Source organism: Richelia sinica FACHB-800, from assembly GCF_014698825.1.
Lineage (GTDB): Bacteria > Cyanobacteriota > Cyanobacteriia > Cyanobacteriales > Nostocaceae > FACHB-800.
In genome coordinates, this window is sequence record NZ_JACJTT010000002.1 from 77798 (window position 1) to 90859 (window position 13062).

Here is a 13062-nt window from a genome sequence, read left to right on the forward strand (position 1 = left end):
TTGAAGAATTATGTGTAAATTCCCTGACGGTAAAAAGGGATCTTATCATAACTCAGATTCGTTAGGTGTGAGAGAGAGTTTAAGAGATGACAAAACAATTTTGGAATGTTCTCAAGGTTAGTCCAGCGATCGCTGCTACCCTTTTAGCTAGCAACAGTGCTATCGCTGCTGAAGTTAACGAGCAGCAAGTTACTAGCGTTGCTCAATTAACCAAAGAAACAAACAGCATTGGTCAAGTAACTTCCGTATCTCAGTTTTCCGATGTACAACCCACTGATTGGGCTTTCCAAGCTTTGCAATCTTTGGTAGAGCGTTATGGTTGTATTGCTGGTTATCCCAACGGTACTTTCCGTGGTAACCGTGCCTTAACCCGTTATGAATTCGCAGCAGGTTTGAACTCCTGTTTAGATCGGGTTAACGAACTCATCGCTACAGCAACTGCTGATATGGTTAACAAGCAAGACTTGGCTACCTTACAGCGTTTGCAAGAAGAATTTTCTGCTGAATTAGCAACCCTGCGTGGTCGTGTAGACGCTCTAGAAGCTCGCACTTCTGAGCTAGAAGCAAATCAATTCTCCACCACCACCAAACTGCAAGGGGAAGCAATTTTCAACGTATCTCAAGCTTTTGGTGATAAGAAAGTTGGTGGTGGTGATTTAGATTCCAACACTGTTTTCTCTGACCGAGTACGTTTGAGCTTAAACAGCAGCTTTATGGGTACAGACCAATTACAAACCCGTTTAGAAGCTAAAAATATTGGTTCAAACAAAGATGTAACTGGAACCAACACAACTCGTCTAGGGTATGACGGTGGTGAAGATAACTCTGTTACTGTTGACAAGTTGAACTACGCTTTCAACTTGGGTGAAAAAATCAGAGTCAAGGTTGACGCAACTGGTGCTGAGTTAAACGAGAACGTCAACGTTTTCAACCCTGATTTCAGAAGCAGTGGTACTGGTGCTTTATCTCGCTACGGACGTTTTAGCCCCATCTATCGCCAAGCTGCTGATGGTGCTGGTATTACTGTTAACGTTAACCCTGATGGACCTTTCACCTTAAGCGCAGCTTACATAGCTCAAGGTAGAAACGTTGCTAGCGACCCATCTGAAGGGAACGGTTTGTTTGACGGTGGTAACACCATTTTCGGTCAATTATCTTTCAAGCCAAATCAAGCTCTGAATGTTGGTTTTGCATACGCTCGGACTTATCAAAGAGATAGTGTTAACTTGTTCCAAAGCACAGGTAGTGACTTTGCAAACAAGCCCTTTGGTAATTCACGTACTAAATCCGATAACTTCGGTTTACAATTAACCTTCCAACCCAGTGCGAAGATCACATTAGGCGGTTGGGCAGGTTACACCATGGCTGATGCTTTGACTGGAGACACAGGCAGAGATGCAGATATTTGGTATTGGGGTGCTACTTTAGGTATTAAAGACTTCGGTAGAGAAGGTAACACTCTAGGTCTGATTTTCGGTCAACCACCCAAAGTAACTGGTGGTAGCAAAATTGCTTCCGAGTCTGGTACTACCTATCATTTAGAAGGTCTGTACAAGATGAAGATTTCTGACAACATTCTTGTTACTCCTGGTTTGTTAGTTATCTTCAATCCTGAAAATAACGACAACAATGATACAGTTTACGTAGGTACTCTGCGTACAACCTTCACTTTCTAAGATTAGGTTGAATTAAATAATCTGGCAGGGGTTTAGCATAGCTAAACCCCTATTTATTTTCATGATTTACGTAAAATCATGAAAGAACAAACCACGAAGGACGCAAAGAACAAGAAGGAATAAGAGTTTCAGAGAGTTCTTGCGTAAGTCCTAACGAAAATAGATTAATCTTGCTCCCGCTACAGGCTTTTAGCTCTGTCACCTGCTATATAAATTCTCTACATTGTGTTTTGAGTCAAAATTAAAAATCCGACTTGAAATAAACCTACGACAAAACCCAAAACACCACCTAACGTCACAATAGCTTGTAATTCGTTTTTGACAATACCTTCGATAGCTGCTTCTAAATCAGCAGGTGAAGTTGATTTCACTCTCTCCACTATCACTTGATCGATGGATAAAATCGGTATAGCTTGGGCAACGATCGCTTCTAAATCTTTTTCTAAATAACGCTCTAAAATTAGAGCCAATTCCTGTGCCAATACTTCTAATGAAGTGTTAACCACAGCAGAGTTACTTAAGCGTTTCAGTAATAAAACAGCGATGTTTTCCCAATCAGCAGATTCTGTTAGACCTTGCAGCAAATTCCGACCACTGGTTTGTAAATATTGACGGACGCTATCTCTGGTGGTTTTTCGCAGTTGTCTAACTGTGCCAATGGGTAAGTTTTGCAAAGATAATTCGAGTAGGAATTTTTTGAAGCGATCGCGCATTTGTAAATCTTGGATTAATTCCTGTAGACGCTGATTAGTCGCTTCTTTGTCATCTAAACAAAATGTTCTTAACCTGGTGAGAGTATTGCGTAAGCCAAAGACGTTGGCAACTACCCAATAAGTGCCACTAGTTTTTTCCCGAAAGCTTTCATCAATTGTTTGTATAGTTTTATCTGTTAAAAAATCAATGATTGCTAGTCGTAATACATCTGGAGGTAAAACCACTTGGACTAGCCAATCAGCTAATCTTCTGGCTTGTTCTTCACTTAATTGAAATTCTAATAAGACTTTGTCAAAAATTTGGTTAATTTGAGATTCTAAAAAATCTTCCTTTCGGGCTAAAACTTTAAGTAATCGAGGTAAAGATTCTCCTAATAAATCACGTAAAATTCCCGCTACAACTTTGACGGTTTTTTCATTGTTATCACCTTGAATTTGCTCGACTGCTAACCGCAAGAGCCAGAGAATACCAGCTTCTACTCGTGATGGTTCTAATAATCTGCGGGCTAGATTTTGTAATTCCTCTGGTGTTAACAGCGACCCCATGATTGTATTGGCAATATTGATTGCCAACCGTTTCTGGTTACTAGGAATTAAGCCGGGAGTAAAGGGTATTCTGCGTCCCCAAACATAAATTGCTTGGTAGGGACGGAACAACATTTTGATGGCTATATCGTTAGTAAAATAGCCAATGACTCCACCGAGAACGGGAGGTGAGATATACAGCCAGAGGTGAGACCAATCCACAGGATTTTCGGCTTAAGGATGAATTTTAACTTTTCCTGACTACTAATACTCCCATCATACCGTTAGCAATGGGATAGTGTGTTGCCTGGGAAAATCCTGCTTGATGAGCTAGTTCCACTTGTTCGCTACCAATAGGAAAACGGTCTAAACTGGGGCTGATGTAGGCATATTCTTCTTTTAAGCCTAAGTTGGTGGCCATAGGAACTACACAGTTTTGCAAATACCACTGCTGAAAGGCGCGTAGTTGGGCGTTACTAGGCCGATGAAAGTCTAAGATTGCGGCTTTCCCTCCTGGTTTGAGGACGCGATATATTTCTTGGAGACTGCGGGGGATGTCTTGGACGTTTCTTAAGCCATAACCCATTGTGGCCGCATCAAATTGACTATTTTCAAAGGGTAAGTTGAGTACGTCAGCTTCTACCCAAGCGATCGCTGTTTGTGGATAGTTTTGGCTACGTTCTTGGGCTGTGGCCAGGAGATTGGGTGAAAAATCTACTCCATAGACCTTACCTGTTTTGCCGACTCGTCGTGCTAACCGTAGGGCTAGATCACCACTACCACAACATAAATCTATACAAGTATTTCCTGATTGGGCGGCACTCCATTTGACGGTCATTTCTTTCCAGATATGGTGTTGTCCCAGACTTAACCAATTGTTGAGTTGGTCATACACAGGGGCAATCCGGTCAAAAATGGTACGAATTTCGTTAGTCACTCAAGTTTGCGGTGGGGATTGAGGGTTTTGTTTGTTGCTTTGCTGTTGTCAGCAGTTTGTAGGGTGTGGAGTCAATGATTGGAAATACCACACCCTTTTCACGCTATGGATTTAGCTGTAGGTTATTGTAATGAACTGCTCGCTAGGGCGATCGCTACTAATTCCCCTGACAATTGAATGAGTTTGAGTTCATCTTCTCGTAAAATTACAGGTTGTAGCCATTGCAGGGATAAAACGCCCAAAACCTTACCTCGGTAAGTAATGGGCGTAACTAAATGAGCTTTTATCCCAGTTTCTTGATAAATACTGCTGCTTTCTAATGCGGGTTCTTTGGCAACATTTAATGCTATTTGGGTTGCTCCAGTAGCGATCGCTTGGCTAGTTAATGGGTCTTGTGATAACCAATTGGCCATCACACCATGATCACTATAAACTCCTTGAGTTCCCGTTAAAGAATTGTCTGCTATTAACTGCAAAATACAAGTATTAGCAGCGAAGGTTTCAGTAAAAGCTTTAGCAATTGGTGCTAAACTGCTCTCTAAACTTGTAGCAGCTTGAGTCACTTCTACCAAGACACTTAATATGTTAATTTGTCCTTGGGCACGGCGTAATTCTTCTGTTCTTTGTTTGAGCAAATCATAGGTTTCTGCCGCCCTTTGTACCACTGCTTTTAATTCCCCAGGGTCCCAAGGCTTAGTAATGTATTTGTAGACTTGTCCAGCATTGATTGCCTCTACTAAGTCTTCAATATCTGTAAATCCAGTGAGAATTATTCTCACCGTGTCAGGGAATTGGGGGACAGTCCGACTCAAAAATTCTGTACCTTTCATTTCTGGCATTCTTTGGTCGGAGATAATAACAGCCACTTCTCCCTCACTTGCCAATACTTCCAAAGCATTCAAACCACTTTCGGCTTTGAGTACCTGAAAATCACGACGGAAAGTGCGATAAAGCAGATCGAGATTATCTGGTTCATCATCTACTACTAAAATTTTTAGTTTTTTTGATCTATCTAAAGTAATCAATTGATTCCCCGACTTATTAGTTTCAAAATTGGAATTATTTGTAAAAATAAGGGCTTTAAAATTTGAGGATTTATTTATCTTGGTGATACATATGTGTGTGTTACTACCTTACTTAACTTAGTGTATAACTCTTAATTGTCATATTACAGTTTATTTTTTTTAATTGGCACGGTTAAAGATTAAAATAAGATTCTATATCCGTATTTAAACGGAAGTAGCTGGAATTCCTTGGCAATCAACACGATGTGGGATGAGGAATAAAAACGGAACCACGAGGAATCACCAGGAGTATCATTTGCTCATCAATAATTACAATATCAAAATTTCCGATCAAATTTGAGATTATGACTGAACTCTCACCCAATAAGCAAAATCCAGACAATCTTGCGGATGAGCAAGCACAAGAATTACTAGTCAAGTTAAGGCAAAAACAGGGTAACTGGGTAGAATGGGGGATAGCGATCGCCACTCTGCAAAAAGCTGGGTATAATTCCCAAGTAATTTTTGAAGCCACTGGATTTGAGCCAATTCAGCAAAACCAAGTCATTGTTGGTGCTCAGGTCTATAGTTCTCTAGAAAAGTGTGGTGCTTCTCCAGAGACCCTGGCCTATTATGGCAGCAAAGCCAGTGATATCCTGTATGAGTTACGTTCCCTGTCCCAAGAAGACCGGGCCACTACTGCCGATCTCACCTTCAAGTACAAATTGGATGCTTTGGAAGCGAGAGAAATTGCCAAAGCTGTGAAAGATTTTTCCTGGTTGCCAAAACTACCAGATGGTTTTAGTGCTCATCCAGGGGATGCGGTGGCCTATCAATCATGGAAATTAGCGAAGCAAAATTCAGATTTACAGGAGCGATCGCGTCTCATTGCCAGAGGATTGCGTTTTGCCCAGACCCAAACAGCAAGAACCCAGCTAGAACAACTATTAGTTGATTTTACAGTCACTCCCAAACGTCCGGCCCCCACGTTACCTTTTTATCGGTTAGAGTCGGACGAAGATTTACCACGAATTTTACCTGTAGTTGGAGAACTACCTTTAACAGCAGCAGATTTACAAGCAGTACCTCTTGTTTCCTCCATTGAACCCTTTGGCATAGTTAAACATGCTGGAAATCAAGCTTGGGTTCCCTTACCTGGATGGCAAATGTTACTGGGAGCAGAAGACCCCATCGTCATCATGGCTAAAAGTGACATTTTCCCAAACCAAGCCAAATCAGAACCAGTTTTAATAGTAGTAGACCGTGCTCAACGTCAATGGGATGCTTCCAGCTATTTTGTGTTTGATAATGGTCAGGAAATTGATTTTCAATGGTTTGAAACTCAACCAGAACTTTCTCTCCTGGGCAAAATTATTATCATTGTTCGTGCCAAGAAGATTTTAGATCAGGAATTCACTAAAGATGTATGGCAAATTGATGAATAAGATAATTTGCTTTCAGGGAATTGGTTTTTTTGAGTAACCCATAATGACGATGTTGAAGTGATTTAAATCAACTTAAATGTTCAGGGAGCTTAACTAGAAAAGTGGTTCCCTGTCCAACTATGCTATTAACTGTAATCACTCCTCCATGGATATCCACACATTGTTTAACAATAGCTAGACCCAATCCAGTACCAGGAATTTGACCAACATTTTTACCTCTTTCAAAAGGTGTAAATATTTGGGATTGTATATCTTGGGGAATGCCAATACCTTGGTCTTGAACTTGAAAACAAAAATGATTTTCTGCTCGATAAAGTTTAAGGGAGACTATGCCACCCCGGGGAGAATATTTGATAGCATTAGAGAGAAGATTATTTAATAAATGCCACAGGATTTTTTTATCTAAATAGGCAACATCAATTTCTCCATCAACAGTGAATTGTAAACTATGCTGTTTTGTTAAATTGGCTTGGAGAGAGTTAATTAATTCCTGACAAAAATCAACTAAATTTAATCCTTCAGGATGAAAATCTAATTTCCCTACTTCTGCTTTACCTAAAGTGAGAATACTATCCAATAAATCATTTAGACTTTCTGTAGCTGAAGCAATGCGATCAAGATGAATTTGTTTATTTTGGTCCGGTAATTTGTGACCATATTGTTTGAGGATTTCTGTGCCGAGCTTAATTGCTGTCAGGGGATTACGGAATTCATGAGCAGCGATACAAAGATATTGAGATTTTAAATTAGATTGATATTCTGCTGTTTTCTTATCTTCCTGGGCAGCTACTAAAGCCTTTTGAACCTCTGCCTCTGCGGCATGACGGGAAAGGGCAATTTCAATGGTTGTGGCCAGAATTTTTTCATTAAAAGGTTTAAGAATATAGCCAAATGGTTGAGTAGCTTTCACCCTTTCTAAAGTGGCATGGTCAGCATTAGCAGTAAGATAGACGATAGGAATATTCGACCGGGATTGAATAACATTAGCTGCGGTGATGCCGTCCATTTCACCTGCTAGACGGATATCCATTAATACTAAGTCAGGAAGCAAGGATTCAGCATCAATAATTGCTTCTTCTCCAGTGGCAGTTAACCCAATTACATTGTATCCTAAATCCTCTAGAGTTTCTCGCAGATCATCAGCGACTAGTTGTTCATCTTCGACTATCAAAACTTGAATAGGAGACATAATTAACCTGGGAATAATAAAAGTGTTTATTTTTGATGATTGTGAGCAAAGGTAATATGAAAACTTGTGCCACAGTTGCTTTCAAACCGGATATTTCCTTTCAGTTGTCGGGTGAGATTATTAACTATTCTTAAACCGAGAGAACGACTATTTTCCCAATTAAGATTTTCTGGTATACCAATACCATTATCACTCACGCTTAATGTCACAGTATGATCATCATTCGGATGCAGATGAATAGTCACCTTGCCATTTTGCACATTGAGAAAAGCATACTTGAGGGAATTAGAGACTAATTCATTAATAATTAATCCGCAGGGAACTGCTACATCTAGAGAAAGATAAATATTGTTTGTTTCTATTTGCCGACGAATTAATCCTTGACTCATGCCATAGGAACGAAATAAGTTGTCTGTTAAGTTGGTAATGTAGGTATGAAAATCTATTTGGGCAAGATTGGGTGATTGGTAAAGTTGTTCATGAATTAGTGCCATTGACTGCACACGGTTTTGGGATTCTTCAAACAAGACGGCAGTTCTAGAGTCTAATGAGCGACGAGACTGCATCCTGAGTAAGCTAGAGATAATTTGTAGGTTGTTTTTAACCCGGTGGTGAATTTCTTTGAGGAGGGTTTCTTTTTCTTCGAGCGATCGCTTAATCTGTACCTCTGCTTGTTTGTGATTGGTGATATCACTCACCCGAATTAAATTCATTGCTCTCCCAGCAACGCTAATTTGTTTAGCTGCTAAACTACCCCAAAACAAGTTACCTTTGCAGGTGGTATATTCTAATTCTTGATTCCATACCCTATCCCGATTTAGTTCTATGGAAATTTTCTTCAGTTCTTCTGTACTAAATTGATAGTTGAGGAGATCCAGTCTTTCCGTATTAACCAATTCATCTTTACTATGAAATTCAAATAGTTCTACTGCTCTTTGATTACAATCAATAATGGCTAAAGATTTAGCATCCACTAGAAACATGGCATCTGTGGATTCGTTAAAAATTGCTTTGAGTAAATCCCGATTTTGAATAATTTCTAACTCTGCTAGTTTGCGATCGCTAATATCTAACCAATAACCGATAATTTCTAAAGGATTTCCTTGCTCATCACGCACTAGATTCGATTGGTCAAATACCCAGCGATAAACCCCTTGTTTATCTAATAATCGATATTCAAAGGCAATTCTATCTCTAGTAAAGATTTTTTCTAATTCAAACAGTACATGCTGTTGGTCTTCTGGATGAATATGGTCAAACCAAAAATCTGAATTAGTTATGAATTCTGCTGGATCGTAACCAAACAATGAAGTCACATTACCACTCATAAAAGTGGGTCCATATTCATCAGCTACTTTGCTAGTATAAATTGCCCCTGGGGTAGAAAATAGGAGAAACTCTAGCCGTTGTTGGAGTTGTAATACTTGAGCTTCAATAATTTTCCGGTCTTGAATTTCTTGTATTAATTGTTTGTTCGCTGCTTCTATATCAAGAGTGCGCTGCTGAACTCTCATTTCCAACTCTTGATTCAGCTTTTGTAACGCTGATTCTGCATTTTTATGTTGGGTAATATCCCGCGCTTCAACTAGTAGAAAAATTACTTTTTCTTTATCTCCTAGAATCGGTTTGATGGAGAAATCCAAAGTTTGCTCACGATTTTCACCATGAGGCAGAGTCAGTTCATAGCGACTCACTTGACCTACACAGGCAGCTTTGATTCCTTGGTGAAAATATTGTTTTAATTCGATGAATCGGTTAAAAAAAGGCACATCCCATAACGGTTTACCAATTAATTCATGCCGGTTTAGTTGTAAATATTCAATTGCAGATTGGTTAACTTCTACAACTAAGCCATGAGGGTCTAGTAAAAAGATGTATTGAAATATTTGCTCAAAAATTGCTCGAAATTTGCGCTCACTGGATTGTAATTCTTTGGTGCGTTCCTGAACGTTGGCTTCTAGTTGGGTATTGAGATATTTTAAGTTTTGATAGAGTTCTGCTTGTTGAATCGCGATCGCTATTTGTACAGATAACTGGTCTAGTAACTCGATTTCCGACTCTTGCCATTGTCGAGAGGTAGAACATTGGTGAGCAATCAATAATCCCCAAGGTGGTTGATGTCCTTTCCCAGATGATTGGGTGTAGGAAAAAATGGGAACGACAATTTTTGCTTTCACTTGAAAGCTTTCTAACATCTGAACATAACAACTAGACAGTCCTGCTTCTCGAATATTTGTCACCGCAGAACGGTATGGTGTCTCTAATTCTGAATATACTGGCCTAGCGAAACAGTTGTCTTCTAAATGGATATTTAAACAACTACGCCATTTTGGCCACACCGACTCAGCCACAATCACTCCACCATTTTTTGGTTGTAAGCGATACACAAGTACCCGGTCAGCCTTGAGGAATTTACGCACTTCATCAACAGTGGTATTCAGAACTGCTTCCAAACTTAAAGATTGACGAATCCGCAAAGCGATCGCTCCTAGTAGTTTTTGCTGTTCCTGCTGCTGTGCAATTTGCTGGATGAATTGCAACCTTTCCAAAACTGTATGACAAGCACGCAAAAAAGCACCACAGGTGAGTTTTCCCTTGACCAGATAATCCTGTACACCAGCTTTCATGGCTTGTACCGCAATATTTTCGTCCCCATAGCGAGTAATCATAATCACTGGTAACTGTTCCTTACCAGTGACTAGCTTGAGTTTACCCAAGAACTCCAAGCCATTAATATCCGACAACATAAAATCTAAAATAATCAAATCGGGCATTGTGTGTTGACAATGCTCCAACGCCACTAAAGCTGTGGAAAATACGTAAATTTCATATCTATATTGGTTATCTTGCGCTAAAAATTGACGATAAACAGCGATATCTGTAGCGCAGTCATCAATGATAAAAATATGACATGACTGATTCATGTTCCTATCAAAAACTCATGATCAAAAGAATTTATATTGAACAGTGCCTAGTCCCCTGTTGAACTCTATGAATTTAATTAGGGTATAAATTTTTTAAAGTATCTTTACATTAACCAATGTAACATTAGTTTGCGGGAAGAGATCCGTTGATGCTGACTTCTAGGCTGAAGTAGTAGGTATGAGTCCAGGGAAAATCATTTTTTCCATACTGAATGGTGTACGCTAGTTCATAAGGACTACCGTCTGTTAATTATTCATCTTCATTAACAATCAAAATTTACTCCTAGTGTGAGTCCAGAATCTCTAGATTCCGAATTATCTCAGCCACCTGTTGACAGCAGCATTGCTACTCACTCACTTTTGCTCACTCATCTACAGCAAAAGATGAACGACATTCGCCATAGTTTGCGTTCTGGACAAAAGCAAATGGCTGACTGGAAATCTGGGCCACTGGCAGTTTCCGCTGTTCCTGGTGCAGGAAAATCCACAGGTATGGCTGCGGCTGCGGCTATTGCCATAGCTCGTCACTATCAGTATTCCCTGACTACAGGCAATAAGTATCACCGCCAATTAGTAGTCGTCACTTTTACTCGTTCAGCATGTGCCAATATTAAGGCGAAAATTCGCGAAAACTTAAGAAAATTAGCTTTACCACAAACAGGTTTCGCTGTTTTTACCTTACATGGTTTAGCCTTAAATATCGCCAGTCGTCACCCAGACCTGTCAGGTTTACAGTTAGAAAATGTCAGCTTAATTACCCCCAACCAAAGTCATCGCTTCATTCGGACTGCGGTGGAACAGTGGATTAGCAATCATGCAGAACAGTATTTAAATTTACTGGAAGGACAGGAATTTGACGGTGAAGAAACCGAAAGACTACGCCGGCAATCCGTTTTACGCACGGAAGTCCTGCCAGATTTAGCTTATACAGTCATTCATGAGGCGAAAAGTTCTGGCATTGCTCCCACAGACTTAAGGAAGTGGAGTGAAAAAACCAAAGATGATTATGGCATTTTACGAATTGCCGCTGGACTGTATGAGCAATATGAAAACTTGATGCGATCGCAGGACTTTATTGATTACGATGACATGATTTTAGCAGCGTTGCGGGTGCTCCAAAATGATAACGCTCGTCACATCGAACAAAATCAAGTTTTTGCCGTATTTGAAGATGAGGCTCAAGATTCTAGTCCCTTGCAAACTCAGTTATTAGAAATGCTGGCTAGAGAGGGAGAAAACATTGAAAATATTAATAATACTCCGGAATTATTGAATTTAGTCCGTGTTGGCGACCCTAACCAAGCCATAAATTCCACCTTCACCCCCGCAGATCCGATTTATTTTCGAGATTTTTGCCGACAATGTGAACAGTCGGGACGACTAGCAACAATGGATCAAGCTGGTCGCAGCACCAGAATGATTATCAGTGCTGCTAATTTTGCTCTGGAGTGGGTCAATAGTCAGTGGTCAAGCAAAACTAAAACCGGACAAACCCCATTTCGTCACCAAATCATCCACCCTGTTGATGCAGATGACCCACAAACAGACGCTAATCCTGCACCAGTGGTCAAAGGCTTGGAATTACATACACCCCGTGATATTTACCACACAGTCGAGCTAATTTCCCAGCGAGTCATTGAGTTATTTACCCCAGACCCGCAAAAGTTCCGTGGGGCAATTTTAGTTAGGGAAAATCGCCAAGGGAGGTGGTTAGCTGCGGCTTTAGAACCGATATGTAAAGAGCATAAAATTAAACTTTATGACGTAGGAGAAAGAGAAAGACGCTCCCATGTACCCCAAGAAATTTTCGCATTATTGCAATTTTGCGATCGCCCCCACTCCCCCGATTATCTCAAAGCTGCTCTTGATGTTTTAGTAGAACGCCAGTTAATTCCCACCCAAGACCTCAATACCCTCGCCAGTTTACCAGAAGAATTTCTTTATCCTGGTCCCCTAGCCGCACCTCAACCAGAATCAGTCCAAAAAGCCGCCCATCTTTGCCGCAGCTTACTCCGCGCTCGTCTCGAACTCCCCTTGTATCAAATTATTTCTTTTCTCGCCCTGACATTAAATTACGACCAAGCAGAATTAGCTACCGCCGACAAACTAGCAGAACGGGTAAATCAGCAAATAGCTGGCAATAATTCCATGGGTTCTATCCTCTCCACTTTAAGTGAAATCGTCAGTTCCGAACGCTTTGAACCAGTAGAAACCGATAACGTGGAAGAACAATACACCCAACCAGGACAGTTAACAATTATTACCATGCACAAAGCCAAAGGGCTAGACTGGGATTATGTATTTTTACCCTTCCTCCATGAAAATTTAATTCCTGGTAGATTTTGGGTTCCTCCCCAAAGCCAATTTTTAGGCGACTTTACCTTATCAGAAGTAGCACGGGCCCAAATCCGCGCCGCACTCCATCAAGATTCTCAACACATACCCAATGTCAGAGAAGCTTGGGAACAAGCAAAATACCTAAAAATGGCGGAAGAATATCGTTTACTCTACGTTGCCATGACTAGAGCCAAGCGATTGCTGTGGATGTCTGCTGCCCAAAAAGCACCATTTACCTGGAGTAAACCAGAGAATTTACAAGAACAAGCCCCTTGTCCTGTATTTACAGCCTTAAAGCGTCAATTTAGTTAA

The 13062-nt window shown here is 40.4% G+C and carries 8 protein-coding genes; 3 read left to right on the forward strand and 5 right to left on the reverse strand.

What is annotated here, in order from left to right; all coding sequences use genetic code 11:
• The first annotated feature begins 86 nt into the window (after positions 1-86).
• A complete protein-coding gene (locus H6G73_RS02250; RefSeq protein ID WP_190601322.1) occupies positions 87-1676 on the forward strand; it encodes an iron uptake porin in 1590 nt (529 codons plus the stop codon).
• A 218-nt stretch (positions 1677-1894) separates the two neighbouring features.
• On the opposite strand, the gene H6G73_RS02255 is transcribed toward H6G73_RS02250, so the two are convergent.
• The 3 genes from H6G73_RS02255 to H6G73_RS02265 all read right to left on the reverse strand — a co-directional run bounded on the left by H6G73_RS02255 (position 1895) and on the right by H6G73_RS02265 (position 4876).
• Positions 1895-3136: a DUF445 domain-containing protein gene (locus H6G73_RS02255; protein ID WP_190601323.1), complete on the reverse strand. Its 1242-nt coding sequence runs from the start codon at positions 3134-3136 to the stop codon at positions 1895-1897.
• Positions 3137-3161: 25 nt separating this feature from the next.
• The gene (gene ubiE, locus H6G73_RS02260) at positions 3162-3851 is read right to left on the reverse strand and encodes a bifunctional demethylmenaquinone methyltransferase/2-methoxy-6-polyprenyl-1,4-benzoquinol methylase UbiE (RefSeq protein WP_190601324.1); all 690 of its coding nucleotides are present in this window, start codon (positions 3849-3851) and stop codon (positions 3162-3164) included.
• 122 nt (positions 3852-3973) lie between these two features.
• A complete protein-coding gene (locus tag H6G73_RS02265; protein WP_199317579.1) occupies positions 3974-4876 on the reverse strand; it encodes a response regulator in 903 nt (300 codons plus the stop codon).
• 344 nt (positions 4877-5220) lie between these two features.
• Between H6G73_RS02265 and H6G73_RS02270 the strand changes: the two genes are divergently transcribed.
• A complete protein-coding gene (locus H6G73_RS02270) occupies positions 5221-6300 on the forward strand; it encodes a RuBisCO accumulation factor 1 (RefSeq protein WP_190601325.1) in 1080 nt (359 codons plus the stop codon).
• 67 nt (positions 6301-6367) lie between these two features.
• Here the strand turns inward: H6G73_RS02270 and H6G73_RS02275 are convergent, their stop codons facing one another.
• Both H6G73_RS02275 and H6G73_RS02280 read right to left on the reverse strand, forming a co-directional pair.
• The gene (locus H6G73_RS02275) at positions 6368-7489 is read right to left on the reverse strand and encodes a hybrid sensor histidine kinase/response regulator (RefSeq protein WP_190601326.1); all 1122 of its coding nucleotides are present in this window, start codon (positions 7487-7489) and stop codon (positions 6368-6370) included.
• A gap of 26 nt (positions 7490-7515) precedes the next feature.
• Positions 7516-10413, reverse strand: a complete 2898-nt coding sequence (locus H6G73_RS02280; RefSeq protein ID WP_190601327.1) for a PAS domain S-box protein — start codon at positions 10411-10413, stop codon at positions 7516-7518.
• 384 nt (positions 10414-10797) lie between these two features.
• Between H6G73_RS02280 and H6G73_RS02285 the strand changes: the two genes are divergently transcribed.
• Positions 10798-13062 carry an ATP-dependent helicase gene (locus H6G73_RS02285; RefSeq protein WP_190601558.1) on the forward strand — a complete coding sequence of 755 codons (2265 nt, stop codon included), beginning with the start codon at positions 10798-10800 and terminating at the stop codon, positions 13060-13062.

What these genes read in the sequence shown, in the direction of transcription:
- H6G73_RS02250 (WP_190601322.1), top strand. Translation starts at nt 87, where the DNA reads ATGACAAAACAATTTTGGAATGTTCTCAAGGTTAGTCCAGCGATCGCT.
- H6G73_RS02270 (WP_190601325.1), top strand. Translation starts at nt 5,221, where the DNA reads ATGACTGAACTCTCACCCAATAAGCAAAATCCAGACAATCTTGCGGAT.
- H6G73_RS02275 (WP_190601326.1), bottom strand. Translation starts at nt 7,489, where the DNA reads ATGTCTCCTATTCAAGTTTTGATAGTCGAAGATGAACAACTAGTCGCT.
- H6G73_RS02280 (WP_190601327.1), bottom strand. Translation starts at nt 10,413, where the DNA reads ATGAATCAGTCATGTCATATTTTTATCATTGATGACTGCGCTACAGAT.
- H6G73_RS02285 (WP_190601558.1), top strand. Translation starts at nt 10,798, where the DNA reads ATGAACGACATTCGCCATAGTTTGCGTTCTGGACAAAAGCAAATGGCT.